The following is a 20,171-nucleotide window of genomic DNA, read 5'->3' on the forward strand; positions in this document are numbered from 1 at the left end:
CAAGACGCTTATTCACCAAGCATCCGCACTGCAAATACTTGGTCACAGAACCCTCTTAATCCATTATAGATTCGGTGAAGTCTTGATTCATATTGCACTAATCCATATACTGTCGGCCCGCTTCCGCTCATCAATACAGCATCCGCTCCGAAGCGTTCCATCTGGTCTTTGATCTGAGCGACCTCAGGATACATATCCAGGGTCACCGATTCCAGCACATTCCCAAGATTCGAGCAGATGTCACTGTAGGAGTTGCGATTGAGTGCCGAAATCATCGCTTCTGTACTGGGGTGCTGGACATTTGATACATTCAGGTTTTTATAAACGTCCGCTGTTGAGACCCCTATGGTCGGCTTGGCCAGGATGACCCAGCAATTCGGCGGAGCAGGCAGATGTTCAATCTTCTCTCCGCGTCCGGTAGCAAGTGCCGTCCCTCCGTAAACACAGAAAGACACATCAGAGCCAATCTCAGAGCCTAACTCAGCGAGCTCGTCCAGACTGAGTCCCAGATCCCATAAACGATTCAAACCTTTCAAGGTGGCAGCCGCATCACTGCTTCCCCCTGCGAGACCTGCTGCAACCGGGATCACTTTATCAATGGAGATCGCGACTCCCTTTTTGATATACAGTCGATCCTTTAACAGCTGTGCTGCCTGATAGGCAAGGTTTCTTCCATCATCCGGTACAAATCGATTGTGAGAGAGAATCTTGATCGTGTCATCTGGAAGATTAGTGAGTTCAATTCTATCTGCCAAATCGATGGTGGTCATAACCATCTCAACCTCATGAAATCCATCGGGGCGTTTATGTAAAACATCAAGTGATAGGTTAATTTTTGCCGGCGCCTTCACTAATAACCTCATTTCATCACCTTCTTACCATTACTCTTTTCACTTATTGTATCATACACTTCTTTCGGAAGTGTCATCATCTTTCGATACTCATACAAATATGATATTTTACCACGTTACCCGGGAATAGAAAAGCTCTGCTGATGAAATCAATCTTTGAACACTGTTGCTTATCAATTCATGCTGCCTATCAAAAAAGGATTACCTCAGAGTAACTGAAGTAATCCTTGAATGGTACGGATAAAAGGTTGATTATCTTAAAGAAAAGCACTATTGGCCGTTACGGGAAACCAGCTGTTCGCTTGCACGTTCGACGGCGCGTTTCACCATGTTCCCGGCATCTCTTGCTGTAATGCCGCCCCAGCCGTCTTTCTGAACAACGTCATAGAACCCAAGTTCCTGTGCAAGTTCTTCTTTTAATTGGTCAGACATGATTCCTCTTCTTCTGCTCATCATGTTACCCCCTTTTGGTGTACCATATGTTTAATATGTGTCCAAAAGGACGAATCTTTACTAGGGGGAATAAACCAATTATAGAAAGATTTTCAGCTGATGATTTCCTTGGGAGACTTCGCTTTTCGCGGATAAACGCAAACGATTGTTCAAGGAAAGGCAAAAAATAAACTCTTTTAGACAAATAAAAAAGCAGCAAACGTATAGTCTACTGCTGGCTAAAGATGATACTTCCTGTTGCTTCATCATAAAATGTTAATTGGACTGTCTCAGTGAGAACATCTGCATAGCTGTAAGAAACTCGTTCGAACGCATTCTCTTCCTGGTCAAGCTGTACCACAAATACAGAAGGATACGTTTCGGCTAGAACGCCTGAACGTTCAATTGTTTTTCGACGTCCACCGTTTGCTTTAAGCATTAATCGTTTCCCGAGATTGGAATCAAGGGATCTTTTAATGTCGGCTAATGTTTTTGGCATTTCGCTTCCACCTCACTGTTAAAAATTATAACACATTATGTAATTTTAGTCAAATAAATTTATAATTTTAACAAGAAATTTAAATACCTGTCAACACATTTTATTCAACAAAAAATACGTTTTTTCTACATCTTTACCTTTCCCTGGTAATTGCGAAATTATGTAAACTATTTAATTTGAGGAAAATCTCCTGCCCGGCAGTCATTTACACAGTCACTTTCCCTATGCAGGAGAAGGGTTTTGAAGGAGGTCGCTTTCCTCGAATTCACCTTTGGACAAAATATGCTTAACCGAATACCCGTTTGGCACCATTGTTTTGGAGTCAAAAATAAACCCCGCAATCCACATAAAATTGCAAGGTTTCAGTCATTATGTCGAAAAGTTTATTCCTCTTCTTCGATTTTATAGGGCATACCCGTCCGTAACACGCCCTTCGTTTCTACACCGCCCACCCCCTTGTCTCCGGTCAATGTATTCCGGATCACGTCCCATACATTCACAGAGTCCTTAAAAGCTGTGTAACTGATCTTCGCTACAATATAAACTGGATCGAGGGCATGTATATTGACCCTGGACGGCGAGCTTGCAAAATTCGCACCTGCATGGATAAGAGATTCAAAATGAGACTGACAGGCACCTGCAAAAATAACGAGCTGATCCAAGTGGGGATACCTGCTTCTGACTTCCCTTACCGCTTGAACAAAATATTTAGAATGTCGGTAAGCATTGATATCTGACTTTATCCCTTTTGCTTTGGAGTATGCATCATGACCCGTTATCACGACAATATTCGGTCTATATTTATCAATGAGGGGGCCAATTTCATGCGGCATTTCCGTCTCGCTGCAATGAACACCCTTCACCGGCACTCCGATTTTCTCATAAAGATCTAGACATTTTCGTAAATAGCTGGGATCTCCATCAAGATGAAGAACTTTACCGGGAACCTGGAAATAGTTAAACTCATCTCTATAAGCATTCGTCATCGTGTATTCTTGCTTTCGCTTAAGGAGCTCAATATCCTGCCGAAACAAATCAAAAGACTGCTCTTCCATTGAACGGAACTCTTGAATGATCCGGTCCTGCTCTCTAGGGTCCATCTTCTTCAAATCATGAAAAGGAGCATCCGCTATTAATCGATAATCTTCCCCGTAAAGCACTGCCGTTGTCAGCCCGTCTATCAGGCGGATATCGATGACTCTGAACAAGATATCACATTTATATGAAAGACGACCCACGACATCATTGATTTCGATCTTCACATCTGTCACTCCCATGGACTTACATTCATTAAGCGGGACAGGAAATAGCAAATAAAGGCAGACGGCATCCGCCCCTTCCATTCGCTGCGTATGTTCCTGTAAGTAATTATTCCCTGTGATAACCTATGCAGGGCATGGGTGTTAGGTGTATGTAAATGAATCTTGCTGCTTTCCTATTGGTGAAAACGACTAGATTGGAGCGTTTCGGCCGATGCGTCCCTAACTCGTCTTCAATAGTTCACCATATGCTGACTTTTTAAGATTCATGCGTGAAAATTTCAATTTATGCTGACTTTCCTGGATTTATGCGTACTTATTCGGGTTTATGCTGAAAAAATAAGTTATATGCTGGTTTTTACAAAAAACAGGATATGCCTATGTATTACCCTACAAAACAAAAGATCGTCTTCCGAAATCATCACTCTGATTTCAGCAGACAGTCTCAATTATGCAACGGATTAGTGAAAATGCGGATAAAGTGCGTCGCTTAACGCACCAAATTCCTGAATGGACAAGGTCTCGCCACGTCTGGCAGGCTCCACTTCCGCTTTTGATAAAGCTTCTAGTATAAACTCTTTCTTTTCTTTCCCATCCGGCAGCTGGCTGGTCAGATTGTTCAGTATCGTTTTTCGGCGCTGAGCGAACGATGAACGGGTCACCGTAAAGAAGAAATCCTCATCGATCACGTTCACAGGAGGCTTCTCTCTCTTCGTCAAACGGATGACGGCAGAGTCTACATTCGGCTGCGGCATAAAGACCGTTTTCGGTACCGTCATGACCATTTCCGCTTCCGTGTAGTATTGTATCGCAATGGATAAAGAACCGTATTCCTTTGTCCCCGGTTTGGCCGAGATCCGGTCTCCGACTTCCTTTTGAAGCATGACACAGATCCCCCTGATCGGCAGGCGTTCCATTAAAAGCTTCAGAATGATGGGTGTCGTCACGTAGTAGGGCAGATTAGCCACCACCATGATGTCCTCAAAGCCTTCAAGTTCTTCCTGGATGATCGACTTTACATCCGCTTCCAAAACGTCCTTATTGATGATTTTCACATTGTCATAAGGAGACAGTGTATCTCCAAGAATCGGAATCAGTCTTTGATCAATTTCAAATGCGACCACTTTTCCTGAAGTGCGTGCAAGGTGCTCTGTCAAGGCACCGATTCCAGGTCCTATCTCAATGGCGGCAGTGTCCTTTGTCAGGCCTGCATGTTCGGTTATATTTCGCAGAATATTGGGGTCGATCAAAAAGTTCTGGCCTAGGCTCTTCTTGAAAGAAAAACCGTATTTCCCTAATATCTCTTTTGTACGCAGCGGGGTGGCAATATCTTTATGCATTGGTTTCCTCCTGAATAATTTCCATTAACGCACGTTTGAATTCATCCTTCTGGATATTGAACATCATCAAACGCTTATGAAGCTGTTTACCATTAGTGTATCCGATTCTAAGCTTCTCACCAAGTGCTATTCTCCTGTCCTTCGACTGCGGGCTCCCGATAAGCCCGGCATCAAGCAGATCGTCCTTAGTGATAATTTCAATACTGTCATCCTCAATCATATGAGCTTCCCGGAGGGCTTCCCTTATCACTTCAGGAGAAGCATGCTCTACACCTATCCCTCTCCCTGACTTGGGCAGGGCGTCCTTTTTATGTACAAAGGCGTGCTTGCATCCTGGAACAGCCTCACTCACGATATTTCGGATACGTTCCCCCGGAAAGTCTGGATCTGTGAAGATGATGACACCCCTTTTTTCCTGTGCATGCCTTATTTTTTCGATGGTGTCCGCAGAAACAGCGGATCCGTTTGTTTCTAATGTATCGGCTGAAACTGCCCGCTGAATCGCTGTCGTATCATCTTTACCTTCCACCACAATAATTTCTTTTATTTTCATAAAACCTCCAAAAAAGTTGAAACTTATTTTTCGTTACGTTCGTCTAATCAGTAGAACTCAATAATTTTATTATATCTGAATCCACTAATTGCTTATACAAAAAGAAAAAGCAGGAGAAGACCCCTGCCCTTAGTCTAATATTTTCACTTTGATCGTTTTTCTTCCCCAGCGATACGCATCCGACTTGGAAGAAAAGAAAACATCTATCTTGTTTCCTCTGATTGCACCGCCCGTATCAGCCGCCACGGCATAGCCATATCCATCTACGTATACTTTCGTACCTAAAGGAATGATGGAAGGATCGACTGCAATGACTTTAATACCCGGGTTAGCCTTAAGATTGATTCCTGTCGCCGTATAACCTGAACATCCGTTACATGAAGCAGTATAGGCTGTCGAGCTGACGTAGAATTCCCTGCCGCCGCTTTCTGCTGAGGCTGCTGATGATGAGCTGCCGCGTGAGACCTGAGCGACGAGAACCTTGGTCCCGACATTCACAATCTTATCCTGGCTGTCTTTCACCACTTTTTCACTGACTAACTTCCTGGAAACTTCTTTTCCATTTTCCTTCACGATTTCAAATTTCTTTTCAACAAGACCCTTTTTACCTTCCTGCACGATTTCTTCTTTGCCTTTGGAAAGGTCTGAGTCTTTACGAGAAACGACAGTAAAGTCAGTTGTCTCTTCCACTACATCGGTGACTTTTTCAACCCGAACGACATTTATGACATCATTTGCTTTCACTTCTGTGTCTAAACCTGGTTCAACGCGATCGGTTTTATTAAGTTTGATTCCCTGTTGCTTTAAAAAGTCAGCGACCGTAGTCGAAGTGGACCATACCTGTTGCTTTTTGCCTCCTTCCACAAGCTGAAGTGGAAAGGCTGCCTCAATGGTAATCTTCATGTCCCCGGTGATCTTCTTTGACAGGTCCGGCTGAACCTTATCATGTTCCCCTAATTCGATCTTGCTCTCCGATAGTAACTCTTTTACGGTATCGGCATTGGTCCAGATTTTTTTCTTCTGATCACCAACGGATACTTCCACCTGTTTTGCCGGTTCCCAAACGACCTTCATATTGTTTGTAACCATTGTTGTTCCCGAGGGATACAAATAGTCTTCTGAGCGGGTTGAAATCTCTAATTCTTTTAATATATCTTGAATTGTGTTTGCATGCGTCCTTATCTCTTTTTGCTCGCCGTCCAAGGTCAATGCTACAGTGTTTTTGGAACCTTCATAAAAAAGAATTCCGAAAGCTGCTGCAGATGCTGCGATGGTTGCAATTGCAGCGATCCATTTCCTTCGGCTCAAAGACTTGGAAAACAGGCTTTTCATGTTTTCAAACTTCATGAAAAACGCCTCCTTTTCTCGGAGTGATTATATAGAGTATTCCAGAGAGTGTCAACCCTTACTTCTTTTTTCTTAATCTAGCAAAATATTGAAAACCGGAGGAACATAGGACATATTATGCAGAAAAAAAGAGAAAAAGAAAAGGGAGAGTTATCGACATGGTTATCCTATGAAAGACAAAAGCCTTGTAGAACTTTTTGTTTTCATTAAACATTCGGACAAGCTCCCTCAATTCTCGACACCATTCGATGTCAGTTTATGTTGAATAATTTATTTGCATTTTCGGTTGTGGCCGCTTCTACTTCTTCTAATGAGATGCCTTTCAACTCTGCTATCTGTTCCGCCACCAGCTTCACATACGCAGGCTCATTCCGTTTCCCTCTATTCGGATGAGGGGCAAGATACGGACAGTCCGTTTCGATGAGAAGCCTTTCCAGGGGAATTTCCTTCGCCACTTCTTTCGGTTTCTTGGCGTTCTTGAATGTGACAGGTCCCCCAAGGGAGATATAGAAGTTCATGTCGACACACTCTTGGGCAATCTCGGGGCTCCCGCTGAAGCAGTGCATGATCCCGCCTACTTCTTCCGCCCCTTCTTCCCGAAGAATATCGACAATATCCTGAGTGGCATCACGGTTATGTATGACGATCGGCAGTTTTACTTTCTTCGCTAAGTGAATTTGTTTTCTGAACACGTCTTTCTGAGTTTCCTTCGGTGATTTATCCCAATGATAGTCAAGGCCCATTTCACCGAGTGCGACGACTTTCGGATGATTTGAGAGTTCTTCAATCCAGACGAGATCCTCATCTGTCATATCAATCGCATCTACAGGATGCCAGCCTATGCTTGCATATAGAAAGTCATAACGTTCCACCAGCTCCATGGCTCTTTCGATGGTAGGGCGGTCAAAGCCGACTACGACCATCTTTCCGACTCCGGTTTCTTTCGCTCTTGAAATAACCTCCTCGAGATCTTCATTGAATTGTTCAGCGTTCAAATGAACATGTGTATCAAATAACATGTATGACACTCCTTGTATTTAAAATAATTTTATTATAAAAATGAGTGACAAGCATCTCAGTCACGTAACATTTTGGTTACAAATTATGGATGGCGGATAAGTTGATTCTCCCGCTCCCTGTATAAAACACTTATATTTTCCGCTTTTGATTTCCTCGGGAGTCTTCGTCCTGTACTCTAATCAACAGCCGGATCAAGCTAAAAACATTCTATTATGTCATTACTATTATTAACTTCCTTCGTTCATTGTATAGGCTTCAAATCAAATTCTAAAATAATTTGATTCTTTCTCCCTCATTAATTATTTCTATATAACATTCTTCTGATACTCATCTATTTAAATAATAATAACTCTCTCCTTGATACTATTCTGACATAAGAAAAGGATGTTCCACGTGGAACATCCTTCAGCTTGTAGACAAAGTCTAAGAATTAGACCAAGTCTACAAGCTTTTTTTGTATAATGGAATGGAATCGATTATTTTGTGGGGGATATAAAATGTTATCAAAACACGTTGAGGATGGAAGAAATCAAATTGAAATGGTTGCGTTGGACCAACTTGTTCCAGAGGGTCATCTGGTTAGGAAGGTTGAACAAGCGATTGACTTTGAATTCATTTATGACCTGGTCAAAGATAAGTATTGTTTAGATAATGGTCGACCGAGTATTGATCCCGTCGTTCTTATTAAAATGGTCTTCATACAATACCTTTTCGGCATACGCTCAATGCGTCAAACCATAAAGGAAATAGAAACCAACGTGGCTTATCGATGGTTTATTGGTTATGCGTTCACCGAGAAGATTCCTCATTTTTCAACCTTCGGTAAAAACTACGCTCGACGCTTCCACGATACAGATCTATTTGAACAAATTTTCTATCGCATTCTGAAAGAAGCGATGACCAAGGGATTGGTGGATCCATCCGTTGCGTTTATTGATTCTACTCATGTAAAAGCGAATGCGAATAAGAAGAAATTTGAAAAGAAAATAGCCCGAGTCGAAACCAGAACGTATCAGACTCAGTTAGATGAAGAGATCAATATCGACCGTGAGGAACACGGAAAAAAGCCCTTCCCCCCACAGAATAAAGAAGAGTCAAAAGAAATAAAAGTCAGCACGACAGATCCTGAAAGTGGTTATTACGTAAAAGATGAGCGCGAAAAGCTGTTTGCGTATTCTTTTCATACGGCAAGCGACTCCCGGGGTTTTATCTTAGGTTCTCTCGTCACGGGAGGAAATGTTCACGATAGTCGGATGTTGGACAAGCTCGTTATTCAAGTCACGGATAAAGTCGGTAAGCCCAGTTCTATCGCTGTTGATGCGGGATATAAAACACCACACATCGCTAAATTCCTCATGGACCAAGATATCAGACCTGTTATGCCTTATACACGCCCGAGAACGAAAGACGGATATCTTAGAAAATACGAATATGTTTACGATGAATATTTTGACTCCTATCTTTGTCCCGAAGGACAAATTCTACCTTACCGCACGACGACAAGAGACGGGTACAAACAATACGCTTCAAATCCACTGGAATGTAAAGACTGTCCTCTCTTAGAACGTTGTACGCAAAGTAAGAATCACACCAAAATGATTCATAGACATGTATGGCAGGATTACATAGATGAAGTAGATCATTTGAGACATACAGAACTTAATAAAACTCTATATGCGAAACGCAAAGAAACGATTGAACGAGTCTTTGCGGACGCAAAAGAAAAGCATGGCATGCGTTGGACGACCTTAAGAGGTCTTAAAAAAGTTTCAATGCAGGCGATGCTTACGTTCGCTGCCATGAATCTTAAGAAATTGGCAAACTGGACATGGCGAGGACCATGTCCAGCCTAAAAAAGAAGAAAAATCTTTTAAAATAACAGAAAACCCCACCTTCGCTTAACGCAAAGGTGGGGTTTGTCTACGGTCTGAAGGATGTTCCACGTGGAACATCCTTTTTGGTTTGTTTATTTTACTTTTGTTCCATTCGCCAAGGTTTGATCAACTGTTGCGAGAGAAAGCGTGCCATCTTCTTCCCCTGCGAGAATCATCCCCTGCGAAAGTTCACCTCGTAATTTAACCGGCTTGAGGTTCGTTACGCAAATTACTTTTTTCCCGATTAATTCTTCCGGTTGATAGTGTTTGGCAATTCCTGAAACCACCTGTCGTTTTTCGTAGCCGAGATCAAGTTGTATTTTCAGAAGTTTATCCGCTTTTTTGACTGGCTCGGCATTTACTACCTGTGCCACTTTAAGCTCTACTTTCATGAAATCGTCAATCGTGATTTCTTCGCTTTCGTCCGCGGCGGGAACTTCTGGTTTTTCTTCTTCAACAGGCTTGCTTCCCTGCATTTTTCCCTTGATGTAGTCCACTTCCTCTTGAAGGTCAAGTCGAGGAAAGATCGGCTCCCCTTTTTTCACGATTTCGGTTCCTTCTGGAATCGCACCGAATGTTTCCAAACTCTCCCATGTTTGAAGCTTTTCATCATGCAGGTTCAGCTGTTCAAAGATTTTCTTTGGTGTTCTCGTCAGGAATGGCTGCAGAAGAATGGCGACTCTGCGTAGTGATTCGGCAAGGTGGCTCATCACGCTGCCTAATTCTTCATTCTTTTCTTCCTCTTTTGCAAGTGACCAGGGCTGTGTTTCATCGATGTATTTATTTGTGCGGCTCACCAGCTGCCAAAGACTTGATAACGCAACCGAGAACTCCATGTTTTCCATTGCCTCTTCGTACTTATTCACCGTTTCCTTATTGATATCTAACAAATTCTGATCGAACTCCCCATTGGAGTGAACATAGGCAGGAATGACGCCGTTGAAATACTTGTTGATCATCGCAACCGTTCTGTTCAGCAGGTTCCCAAGATCATTTGCAAGATCGAAGTTGATGCGTTCTACAAATCCTTCCGGAGTGAATACTCCGTCGGAACCGAATGGTACTTCCCTCAATAAGTAATAACGCAATGAATCCAGTCCATAGCGGTCGATGAGTGTGATGGGATCGACAACATTCCCTTTCGATTTAGACATTTTACCGTCTTTCATCAATAGCCATCCGTGCGCAAATACTTTTTTAGGCAGTGGAAGATCCAGTGCCATCAGCATGATCGGCCAGTAAATCGTATGGAAACGGACAATCTCTTTCCCTACTAAGTGAACATCTGCCGGCCAATATTTCAAGTAATTCTTATCGTTTTCGCTGCCATATCCTAATGATGTAATGTAATTGGACAGGGCATCGACCCATACATAAATCACGTGCTTTGGATTGCCAGGAACCTTGACACCCCAATCAAAGGTGGTTCTCGATACCGCTAAATCTTCCAAGCCGGGCTTGATAAAGTTATTGATCATCTCATTCTTGCGGGATTCCGGCTGGATGAATTCAGGATTTTCGTTATAGTAAGCGAGAAGGCGGTCAACATACCTGCTCATTTTGAAGAAATACGATTCTTCTTTTACCTTTTCCACAGGGCGTCCGCAATCCGGGCAGTTCCCGTTTTCCAACTGTCTTTCGGTAAAGAATGATTCACATGGCGTGCAGTACCAGCCTTCGTATTGGTCAAGGTAGATATCCCCTTGATCAAGCAATTGTTTGAAAATCTTTTCGACAATGTCCTTATGGCGTGTTTCCGTGGTACGGATGAAATCATCATATGAAATATCCAATTTCCCCCATAGTTCCTGGATGTCTTTCACGATTCCATCTACGTAGCCTTGAGGACTGACACCTTGTTCTTCAGCTTTCCGCTGAATTTTCTGTCCATGTTCGTCCGTACCCGTCAAATATCTGACATCGAATCCACGCATTCTTTTGTAACGGGCCATCGCATCCCCTGCCACCGTCGTATAGGCATGGCCAATATGTAAATTTCCACTTGGATAGTAGATTGGAGTTGTAATATAGAAGGTCTTCAATTTTTCTTCCACTTTCGCTTCCTCCTCTTTCTTTCTATAATACCCACATAAATATTCGAGAGTCTTCGAATGGTATTTAGTGGGTTTTTTTGAAATCGTCTTACCTATCATCTTAACCTCTTATCTCATCAAAATATACCTAAAATATAGCGTTTCTGCAACTACACACTATCTCCGTTGATTCATGTCGAAAACAGAGGTGGTTCTTGTCGTTTATTGTCGAATTATACAATAAATAAAGATTCTTCGACAAAACTAGTTTGATTACAATAATATTAAATTGGTAATACAATTATTTACAATAGTTCGTAAAGCTTGTCATACCAACTTTCTTTCTGTAAGTTATTTTAAAAAATTTACAAATATAATTATTGACGATAGCTGAAATCGTTGGTATGATATTACCAGATACAGAAAAATGTCGAATATTGACGAACCTTTAACAAACTAGAGAGATAAAATAAAATATTTTATGGAGGAGAATTTTACATGAAATCTACAGGTATTGTAAGAAAAGTTGATGAACTAGGACGTGTCGTTATTCCAATCGAGCTTCGCCGTACACTTGGCATTGCTGAGAAAGATGCACTTGAGATCTACGTTGATGACGAAAGAATCATCTTAAAGAAATACAAGCCAAGCATGACTTGCCAAATCACTGGTGAAGTTTCTGATGACAACATCAAGCTTGCTGATGGCAAATTGATCTTAAGCCGTGAAGGTGCAGAGCAATTAATTAAAGAAATTCAAGATTCTTTTCAAGCAAAATAATCTTTTACTATAATAAATAGAAGGGCTGAGTCCAGACTCAGCCCTTTTCCTATTCTGTTTCCACATGAAACGCCTGATATACATCCCTCTTGGGAATGCTTCGTTCTTTGGCGACTTCTTTAATTGCCAATTTGGAGGTCATTTCTTTTTCTTCTATATAATACTGAACATGATCTTGTAAAGAGTAGTCTTCCCACCATGCTTCTTGCTCTTCCTCAGCTGGGTCCTGATTCCCTTCAATGAGCAGACAGAATTCCCCTCTTACTTCTCCATTTTCGGACCACGAGATCACTTCCTCCAAAGAACCGCGGATGAATTCTTCAAATTTCTTTGTCAACTCGCGGCAAATGACAATCTCCCGGTTGCCAAGTGCCTGATGCAATTCTTTGAGTGTGTCCTTCAGTCGATGGGGAGATTCATATAGTATAAATGTATCCGACACCGCACGGAGCCTTTCCAACTCAGCCCTTTTCTCTTTCTTTCCCCTATGTAAAAAACCGTAGAAATAAAATGGCTGCGGCGCTAAACCAGAGGCGATCAAAGCGGTCAAGGCAGCATTCGCTCCGGGAAGGGGAATGACGGGCAGCTCATTTTCAATGGCGGCTTTCACCAGTTCATAGCCGGGGTCGGAAATGGACGGCATCCCGGCATCACTGACAAGAGCAATCGTTTCTCCCTGTTCCATTTTCTCGATCAGCTTAGGACCACTCGTTTCTTTGTTGTGCTCATGATAACTGATGATCGGCGTATCGATGTCAAAGTAATTACTGAGCTTCTTCGTATTTCTTGTATCCTCTGCGGCAATGACATCCGCCTCCTTCATGATACGGATTGCCCTGAACGTCATATCTTCCAGGTTCCCTATTGGGGTTGGTACAAGATAGAGGCTGCCTTTGCCGGTTTCTTCAAAGCTTTTTTGCTGGTTCATGGGGAAATCACCTCCTGATTTCATACATTCTATTCTTTTCCGTAAAGCATTTCATGTACTTCCGGAGAATATTCACTGTCCTCATTGTACACAAATAATGGAGGCAGTATCTTTAAATCCGGTTTGCCGTCTTTGATGCCTTCGATGAGAAGCGTGTTGGCTTCTTTTCCCGGCCTCGGGTAGACGAGCCTCATCCGCTTCGGTTCCAGGCGATGCTTTCTCATCAGCGACAGGATATCCATCAGCCTTCCGGGTCTGTGGACGAACGCAGCCTTTCCTCCTTGTTTCAGCAGGTAACTGGCTGCCTGGACCGTATCCTCCAGGGTACAAAGGACTTCGTGGCGGGCGATGGTAAAGTGTTCGTTCGTGTTTTGTATGGCGGTAGGAAGCGTCTCGAAATAGGGAGGGTTACACGTGACGACATCATAATGAGAGTGATGGAGAAGCTTGTTTATTTCCTTTACATCCCCCAGCTTCATCGTTACCTGATCCTGAACGCCATTGTACCGGATGCTTCTTTCGGCCATGTCCAAGAGTCGTTGTTGTATTTCCACACCAGTGATTTCCACTTCTGTCCGTGAGCTGAATAAGAGCGGTATGATACCGTTTCCCGAACAAAGATCGACCACTTTGCCCCTCTTTAACGGCAAGTAGCTGAATCTGGCCAATAATATGGCATCCAATGAAAAGGAAAATACCGAAGGACTCTGAATGATCCTCATGTTTTCAGCGAGTAAATAATCTAATCTTTCATCTTCTTTTAATACAACCATGTGTTTCCTCCATCTGTGTTTCCTTTTCAGGTAGAAACGCGGGCCGTTCCTTTCCGTTGCGGACTATAAGGCATTGCGAAAACAGCACGCGAAATGAATATTCAATAAAAAGGACCAATCCTGTCGAATGGATCAGCCCTTTTCTTTATCTTATTGTTAGCATTGAGGTCCGTCTTTATTTCTTGTTTAAGAAAGAAAGGCAGAACAAGCAATCCTCGTCCTTGCGCGGACTTCCAAAGTGGATGTTGCAGATATGGAAGCCCTCCTGGTAAAGCCGGGCAAGATTATCATAGCCTTCCCCGATATCCAGTTGTTTATCTTCTAAGTCCGACTCACTCGTCGTACCCGCATCGCCTGTTGTTTGTTCCTTTTTCGGTGAGTTCCCCGTCTGTTCCAGTCTTCGGCGCAAATGTTCGTTCTCAAGCTTAAGAGAATGATTCTCCTCCAGCATCTCAGCCAGGCACTGCTTAAGCTCGCCTAATTGATTATATAAATCACCGATTTGTTGTTCCATATTGCTGACTGAATCAAAGAACTCTTTTTTATCCACGACACTACACCCCGTTACTCTGTGGCTTGGAATGATACGGCACCTTCGTTATTTATTTCATCTAAAGTGAATTCCAAAACACGTTCTTCTTCCTTGATCTCGACTTGAAGCACGCGTTCCAAAATATTAAGACCTACCACTTTACCTTTCCCATGAGGTGTCTTAATCACTTCACCAATATCAGGCAATTCTTCTTTAGCTGCTTCATATTCGTCATTTTCGTACTTCAGACAACACATTAAGCGGCCGCACAGCCCTGAGATTTTGGTAGGATTAAGGGACAGATTTTGATCCTTGGCCATTTTGATGGATACTGGTTCAAAATCTCCTAAAAAGGTCGAACAACAAAGCATACGGCCACATGGACCGATACCACCCAGCATTTTCGCTTCGTCTCGAACGCCAATCTGACGAAGTTCAATGCGCGTACGGAAAATAGAGGCCAGGTCTTTCACCAGCTCCCGGAAATCAACACGCCCATCAGCAGTAAAATAGAATATGACTTTATTACGGTCAAATGTATATTCTACATCTACTAATTTCATATCCAATTGATGCTGATTGATTTTATCACAACATACGTCATAGGCTTCCTGGGCAGAAGATTTATTCTCTTCCACCGTTAAGCGATCCTTTTGATCAGCGATCCGGATCACTTTTTTCAAAGGAAGCACTACATCATTTTCACCGACTTGCTTTTTTTCTACAACTACTTTCCCAAATTCAACCCCGCGAACCGTCTCGACGATCACATAACTGTTCTTACCGACATCCAGTTCTCCGGGATCGAAATAATAGATTTTTCCCGCTTTTTTAAAGCGTACTCCTACAACATGGTACAAAAGACCATCACCCCTGCAGTTTTAACATAAGCTGTTCTACCAGCAGCTGAGAATTCATATTGGCGTTTAATTTGCGTTTTGCTTCAAGTATGGCCGTCATACTAGTAGAAAGACGGTTTGTCGATACTTGAAGTGCGTTTGATTTCCATTTTTCCTTTTGGTCGGGGTAGACGAGCTGTTCTTCTTTTCCTAACTGGATCTGAAGTAAGTCTTTATATATTAGAAGTAAAAGATCTAATGCTCGATCAACTTGATCTTTTTCTTTGAAGTGCTGTACAAAATCCTCTTGAATTTTCACCATTGCTTGGAAGGGACTTTTCTGGAGGACTTCATATAATTTTAACACTATTATTCTTGCTTGTGCAAACCACTCATTTTGACATATTTCTACAGCTTCTTCATATCGATTGGTCAAATTGGCTGCCATTGACGCCATATGAGGCTGCATGCCCTCTTCCATCAATTGTTTCGTCAGATGTTCTTTTGGCAGCGGTTTGAATGAAACCGTCTGGCACCTTGAAAGAATGGTAGGCAGTATTCTATGAATATTTTCCGTGATAAGGATCGCCGTGGTGTCCGCCAAAGGTTCTTCCAGAAATTTCAATAGACTATTGGCGGCGTTCACCGTCATCTTATCTCCGTGAACGATGATATAAATCTTTTTCTTCGATTCGACCCCCGTTTTAGAGAACTCTTCCTGAAGCGATTTGATCTGCTCTTTTTTTATCGAAAGTCCATCAGGTTCCACAAGATGAAGATCCGGATGATTTCCATTATTGATCCGTCTGCAGTTAGAGCATTCTTCACATGCTTTGCCGCCTTCCCGATTCTCACACAGTAAGGATTTCGCAAAGAGCATGCTTACTTCCTTTTTCCTGGTGCCTTTTTCACCTTCGAATAAATAGGCATGGGCAACACGGTTCTTCATGATGCTGTTTTGAAGCATCTGCAGAACCACAGGCTGAAACGATTGTAATTCTTCAAACTTCATGTCTACCACTCACTTACATATAGAGATTGATCAGCAATCCCTTTATTTCTCCGATTTTCCCCAATACATCGATCGACTTCTTTTCCTTATCCATCACCGCTTCGGTTAAATCGACAAGCTGCTGATCGATGGTTTCGACGATATTGAGCTTTCTTCCTTCGCCGTATTGATTCCATGTATGAGACTGCTTAAGGTCCATACCGAAATCAACGGCTTCCCTCACAAACTTTTTAACAAGCGTTTTGTATTTTGCAAGGTCCTTGAAGGTTCTGGAGTTCGCTAAACGGTTGCCTGCATCTTCTATCGTGCCCAAAAGCTTATTCAGCTGGTCCATTTGCATCTTTTGATCATGCTTCTGGACAAGCTGACCGAATCTCACTTGATTCGTTCCAGCTGTCTTGCTTTCCTTCTGAAGTTTATCTAAAGACACACGGGTATCCTGATTGATCTTCATTCTTTAAACTCCTCGCTTTGAGTAAGGCTCTTTTCGCAAACTTTGTTGCTTTACACATTAGAAAATCGGGCAATGAATATGCTTGAGTTCGTACAAACTTCATTCATTCTCCATCATGTACGTAAGCAGCAATCCAATAGAAAGAGCCTTGATTAAAACTGATGGAACTGATCGACAGGAAGCACAAATACCGTGGCTCCCCCTACCTCAACCTCTACCGGGTACGGAACATACGAATCTGCATTTCCTCCCATCGGGGATACAGGCGCGACCAATTGATCACGTGACTGGCAATTTTCCTTGATTACCTGCAATGCTTTATCTACACGAATATCTTCAGTCCCGATGATGAAAGTGGTATTCCCCGATTTCAGGAACCCCCCGGTACTCGCAAGTTTTGTCGAACGAAAATTATGCTCCATCAACGCATTAGACAAACGATTACTATCTTTATCCTGAACAACCGCCATAATGACTTTCATATGTGGTTTCCTCCGTTTCAAAGACATATACTTCCTTCTATTATATCAATAAATACCCTTCACTAACATCTTTCCATAAAAAAAGAAGACAACCTCTTTATAGAAGCTGCCCCTCAATCTGCTATTCGATGAATTTCTTCACGATTTCATATGCTGCTGAAAATACTTCTTCTTTCGTCCGGCTTGCATCGACCACCTGGATCCGTTCCGGATACTGGTTGATCAATGATTGATACCCTTCGCACACCCGTTCATGAAAATCAATGGATTCAAGATCCAGACGATTCACTTCCCTGCCATCATGCCGTGCGATCCTCTGTAACCCTGCTTCGGGATCGATATCGAAATACAGCGTGAGATCCGGCATTCTATCCTCAATGGCAAATTGATTGATATTCATTACCTCAGTCATCCCGATCCCCCTTGCATTCCCTTGGTAAGCAAGAGAGCTGTCAATGAACCGGTCACAGATGACGATCGATCCGTCCTCGAGTGCCGGAATCACCTTCTCCACTAAATGCTGCCTTCTGGCTGCCGCATACAATAAAGCTTCTGTTCGTTTATCCATCGCCGTATTCTCTTTATTCAGTATTACTTCCCTGATCTGCTCAGCGATCGAAATGCCGCCCGGCTCCCTTGTCTGCATCACATCATAGCCATCTTTTACAAGCTGTTCATACAACTCACTTAGTATCGTTGATTTCCCAGCTCCTTCTGGGCCTTCAACCGTAATAAAGATTCCCTCTTTCATGTTCAAACCTCCGTCTATCGATAAACCCGGACATACCCTTCGCCGAGACGATGATAGCCTTGTATATTCGCTTTATTATTCACATACTCTTGTAATCGCAGTATTATTTTCTTTGAAATCATTTCTCCCGGGATCAATAATGGGATCCCCGGCGGATAAGGGGTCACCATCTGTGAAGCGATTTGCCCTTCTGCCTCATCCATACACACCCAAGTTTCTTCCTTTCCCTCCATTTGTTCATAGTCAAGAGAAAGAAATGAGTAGAACTTGTCAGTCAGTCTCTCGTAGCGCTTGCCTGGCCATTCCTCCTGCACCGGTTCATGCTCTAAAGCTTCAGCCACCCTCGCGACCGCTTCTTCAAAAGGAAATGAAAAACGATCCTTTACCAACGGGAGAATCATCAGCACATAATAAGGATCGGCAAGCTCCGTAAAGATTCCTTTGCTTTCCAATAATGCCTGTAGTTCATACCCTGATTTCCCTTTGAAACGAAGCAGCAGCTTCAATGGATCATGGGTCCGTATGACGCCCAGCCCGGCGTGTGCCTGTTTCAATGCCTGTACAAAATGAAGGACACCCTCTATATTCCGTTTACGTTCATCCTCCGTCAATGTGCCGATATAAGACCTGGCATAATCCAGCGAAGCCATGATCGGATAGGAAGGACTGCTTGACTGAAGCATCGACAGGTATTCCTGCACCTTCTGTTGATTCACCCGGTCGCTCCCGATATGCAAATACGATCCCATCGTCATCGCAGGCAGCATTTTATGAGCAGAATGAATGACGATATCTCCTCCCATATCCAGCGCCGATCGAGGAAACGGACTCCCGAGTTTGAAATGGGGGCCGTGTGCCTCATCTATGATACAGGTGACATCATGTCTATGTAATTCTTCCATTATTGACTCTATATCATACGTATGCCCATAGTAAGTGGGATAGGTCAGTACACATGCTTTAGCATGGGGGTATGCCTTCAACGTTTCCCGGACAGCCTCGAGACTGACCCCTAAAGGCATCCGGCCGTCCGCATCCCATTCTGTCTCCACTAACACAGGTTCTGCCTTCGCAAGCTTGATTCCATTTAATACAGACTTATGACAATTCCGCTGAACAAGAACAATGTCACCTCTGGAACAAGCAGCCAGAATTGCGGCCATATTTCCCACCGTGCTTCCATTCACCAATAAAAAACTGCGTTCTGATCCATAATAATCGCTCAACAGCCCTTCCGCTTCCAAAACCGCTTCCTTGGGGTCATGCAAATCATCCAGCCCGCTGAGCTCCGTCAAATCATTCCTATAAAAAGCACTAGCATTCTCTTCATCTATCAATAAACCATTTTTATGACCAGGCACATGAAACGAAATCGGCTCCTTCTCACGATGAGTCCTGATCGCATCTAAAAGAGGCGTCTTAGATTGATCAACCTTCACTTTCTACCCCTCACTTTACTCACTTGCTACTCTACATCGTATCATATTTCTTACCCCCCTGAACCTAAAAAAATCATAACCAAGCTTTCTTTCACCTGGTTATGAATAGATTTGAGGAGTATTCACTTTTTTTAATCTTTGAATAAATAATTTGTACACGGGATCATTCGTCTCCGTCTGGACCATTTCCTTTTCGCATTCCGTGCAGATAAACGATGTGTATAGATGGATTCCAACCGACTTCTCACTTTGACACACAATGCACTGTTCACAAACAGGTTCACGCTCAGCATTCACCATACGGATCTCCACCTCCATACAATCTATTCTGCCCATTGTTCTCCAATTGTATACATAATTTCAAACTTTTAAACTAACAGAATTATCAAGTGTACTTTTATCTTATGTAGCCACCGCCCGGACTGTGTATGTCTCTATAAAAAAATTGGGAAAAAGATTGGGGGAGCGGGATGGTGCTGGTTTGGTGGTTTGTGGGCTGTAAGTGGAGTGTTTTGGATTTTGGATGGTGTTTGGTGCCGATTGGTGGTTCGGTGGTATTTGATAATAAACCTCGTTTTCAGAGAAAAAAGAAACGATTCCGATATTGTCTTGATGTGTTTGAAAATAGAATTTCAGGTTTCAATAATAAATGGATACTTACTTCAATCGAGCCTTGACTGAAATGTGGATTTTGGAGTGGAATGGAGGCATGTTCGAGGAATTTAAACCTTTCATTCCTGTCTTAATAAGATTTTGAATGAAAAAAGACAAAAAAAGGCTTAAATGATGAAAAAGGATGTTTTTTTGGAAATGGATCAATTCAAATGGCAGAGGAGCAACCCTATACCTCATTCAACAAAAACAAAAAAACAGCCCTGTAAAAGAGCTGTTTCTTCACATTTGCCTGGCGACGTCCTACTCTCACAGGGGGAGATCCCCCAACTACCATTGGCGCTGAAGAGCTTAACTTCCG

At 42.7% G+C, this 20,171-nt stretch carries 22 protein-coding genes and 1 rRNA gene; 3 read left to right on the forward strand and 20 right to left on the reverse strand.

Going from position 1 to position 20,171, the window contains the following annotated elements; translation table 11 throughout:
- Positions 1–8 precede the first annotated feature (8 nt).
- The 8 genes from ispE to V6B33_RS20765 all read right to left on the reverse strand — a co-directional run bounded on the left by ispE (position 9) and on the right by V6B33_RS20765 (position 7,300).
- Entirely contained in the window at positions 9–863 is an 855-nt protein-coding gene (ispE, locus tag V6B33_RS20730) for a 4-(cytidine 5'-diphospho)-2-C-methyl-D-erythritol kinase (protein ID WP_334219556.1), read from the reverse strand.
- A gap of 258 nt (positions 864–1,121) precedes the next feature.
- On the reverse strand, positions 1,122–1,304 hold the full coding sequence (locus tag V6B33_RS20735; protein ID WP_334219557.1) for a small, acid-soluble spore protein, alpha/beta type: 183 nt from the start codon (positions 1,302–1,304) through the stop codon (positions 1,122–1,124).
- 208 nt (positions 1,305–1,512) lie between these two features.
- On the reverse strand, positions 1,513–1,782 hold the full coding sequence (gene veg, locus V6B33_RS20740) for a biofilm formation stimulator Veg (RefSeq protein WP_064091133.1): 270 nt from the start codon (positions 1,780–1,782) through the stop codon (positions 1,513–1,515).
- A 383-nt stretch (positions 1,783–2,165) separates the two neighbouring features.
- Positions 2,166–3,044, reverse strand: coding sequence for a sporulation peptidase YabG (gene yabG / locus V6B33_RS20745; RefSeq protein WP_334219558.1), 879 nt, complete (start codon positions 3,042–3,044; stop codon positions 2,166–2,168).
- Between the two features lie 458 nt (positions 3,045–3,502).
- A complete protein-coding gene (rsmA, locus tag V6B33_RS20750; protein ID WP_334219559.1) occupies positions 3,503–4,381 on the reverse strand; it encodes a 16S rRNA (adenine(1518)-N(6)/adenine(1519)-N(6))-dimethyltransferase RsmA in 879 nt (292 codons plus the stop codon).
- The gene (gene rnmV, locus V6B33_RS20755) at positions 4,374–4,934 is read right to left on the reverse strand and encodes a ribonuclease M5 (RefSeq protein ID WP_334219560.1); all 561 of its coding nucleotides are present in this window, start codon (positions 4,932–4,934) and stop codon (positions 4,374–4,376) included. The genes rsmA and rnmV overlap by 8 nt, the downstream gene beginning before the upstream one ends.
- A gap of 129 nt (positions 4,935–5,063) precedes the next feature.
- Positions 5,064–6,281, reverse strand: a complete 1,218-nt coding sequence (locus tag V6B33_RS20760) for a ubiquitin-like domain-containing protein (protein WP_334219561.1) — start codon at positions 6,279–6,281, stop codon at positions 5,064–5,066.
- Positions 6,282–6,532: 251 nt separating this feature from the next.
- Entirely contained in the window at positions 6,533–7,300 is a 768-nt protein-coding gene (locus tag V6B33_RS20765; protein ID WP_334219562.1) for a TatD family hydrolase, read from the reverse strand.
- 498 nt (positions 7,301–7,798) lie between these two features.
- Here V6B33_RS20765 and V6B33_RS20770 point away from each other — a divergent pair, with 498 nt between their 5' ends.
- Complete coding sequence (locus V6B33_RS20770; protein WP_334219563.1) at positions 7,799–9,154, forward strand: IS1182 family transposase; 1,356 nt, start codon at positions 7,799–7,801, stop codon at positions 9,152–9,154.
- 113 nt (positions 9,155–9,267) lie between these two features.
- On the opposite strand, the gene metG is transcribed toward V6B33_RS20770, so the two are convergent.
- A complete protein-coding gene (gene metG, locus V6B33_RS20775) occupies positions 9,268–11,328 on the reverse strand; it encodes a methionine--tRNA ligase (protein WP_334219564.1) in 2,061 nt (686 codons plus the stop codon).
- A 378-nt stretch (positions 11,329–11,706) separates the two neighbouring features.
- On the opposite strand from metG, the gene V6B33_RS20780 reads away from it, so the two are divergent.
- A complete protein-coding gene (locus V6B33_RS20780) occupies positions 11,707–11,988 on the forward strand; it encodes an AbrB/MazE/SpoVT family DNA-binding domain-containing protein (protein ID WP_224878283.1) in 282 nt (93 codons plus the stop codon).
- Between the two features lie 49 nt (positions 11,989–12,037).
- On the opposite strand, the gene rsmI is transcribed toward V6B33_RS20780, so the two are convergent.
- The 10 genes from rsmI to V6B33_RS20830 all read right to left on the reverse strand — a co-directional run bounded on the left by rsmI (position 12,038) and on the right by V6B33_RS20830 (position 19,498).
- The gene (rsmI, locus tag V6B33_RS20785; protein ID WP_334219565.1) at positions 12,038–12,916 is read right to left on the reverse strand and encodes a 16S rRNA (cytidine(1402)-2'-O)-methyltransferase; all 879 of its coding nucleotides are present in this window, start codon (positions 12,914–12,916) and stop codon (positions 12,038–12,040) included.
- Positions 12,917–12,945: 29 nt separating this feature from the next.
- Positions 12,946–13,689: a tRNA1(Val) (adenine(37)-N6)-methyltransferase gene (locus V6B33_RS20790; protein WP_334219566.1), complete on the reverse strand. Its 744-nt coding sequence runs from the start codon at positions 13,687–13,689 to the stop codon at positions 12,946–12,948.
- 175 nt (positions 13,690–13,864) lie between these two features.
- Complete coding sequence (gene yabA / locus V6B33_RS20795) at positions 13,865–14,239, reverse strand: DNA replication initiation control protein YabA (protein WP_334219567.1); 375 nt, start codon at positions 14,237–14,239, stop codon at positions 13,865–13,867.
- Between the two features lie 14 nt (positions 14,240–14,253).
- Complete coding sequence (locus tag V6B33_RS20800) at positions 14,254–15,081, reverse strand: PSP1 domain-containing protein (RefSeq protein ID WP_334219568.1); 828 nt, start codon at positions 15,079–15,081, stop codon at positions 14,254–14,256.
- 7 nt (positions 15,082–15,088) lie between these two features.
- A complete protein-coding gene (holB, locus tag V6B33_RS20805) occupies positions 15,089–16,072 on the reverse strand; it encodes a DNA polymerase III subunit delta' (RefSeq protein WP_334219569.1) in 984 nt (327 codons plus the stop codon).
- Between the two features lie 13 nt (positions 16,073–16,085).
- Positions 16,086–16,526, reverse strand: coding sequence for a YaaR family protein (locus tag V6B33_RS20810; protein ID WP_334219570.1), 441 nt, complete (start codon positions 16,524–16,526; stop codon positions 16,086–16,088).
- A gap of 152 nt (positions 16,527–16,678) precedes the next feature.
- Positions 16,679–17,008, reverse strand: coding sequence for a cyclic-di-AMP receptor (locus V6B33_RS20815; protein WP_334219571.1), 330 nt, complete (start codon positions 17,006–17,008; stop codon positions 16,679–16,681).
- Positions 17,009–17,129: 121 nt separating this feature from the next.
- Positions 17,130–17,759, reverse strand: coding sequence for a dTMP kinase (tmk, locus tag V6B33_RS20820; protein WP_334219572.1), 630 nt, complete (start codon positions 17,757–17,759; stop codon positions 17,130–17,132).
- Between the two features lie 14 nt (positions 17,760–17,773).
- Positions 17,774–19,198, reverse strand: coding sequence for an aminotransferase class I/II-fold pyridoxal phosphate-dependent enzyme (locus V6B33_RS20825; protein WP_334219573.1), 1,425 nt, complete (start codon positions 19,196–19,198; stop codon positions 17,774–17,776).
- A gap of 99 nt (positions 19,199–19,297) precedes the next feature.
- The gene (locus V6B33_RS20830; RefSeq protein ID WP_334219574.1) at positions 19,298–19,498 is read right to left on the reverse strand and encodes a sigma factor G inhibitor Gin; all 201 of its coding nucleotides are present in this window, start codon (positions 19,496–19,498) and stop codon (positions 19,298–19,300) included.
- A 170-nt stretch (positions 19,499–19,668) separates the two neighbouring features.
- On the opposite strand from V6B33_RS20830, the gene V6B33_RS20835 reads away from it, so the two are divergent.
- Positions 19,669–19,875, forward strand: a complete 207-nt coding sequence (locus V6B33_RS20835; protein WP_334219575.1) for a hypothetical protein — start codon at positions 19,669–19,671, stop codon at positions 19,873–19,875.
- Between the two features lie 225 nt (positions 19,876–20,100).
- On the opposite strand, the gene rrf is transcribed toward V6B33_RS20835, so the two are convergent.
- A 5S ribosomal RNA gene (gene rrf / locus V6B33_RS22135) occupies positions 20,101–20,171 on the reverse strand; the annotation flags it as partial.

This window comes from Mangrovibacillus sp. Mu-81 (assembly GCF_036867415.1).
Classification (GTDB): Bacteria; Bacillota; Bacilli; order Bacillales; family Bacillaceae_B; genus Rossellomorea.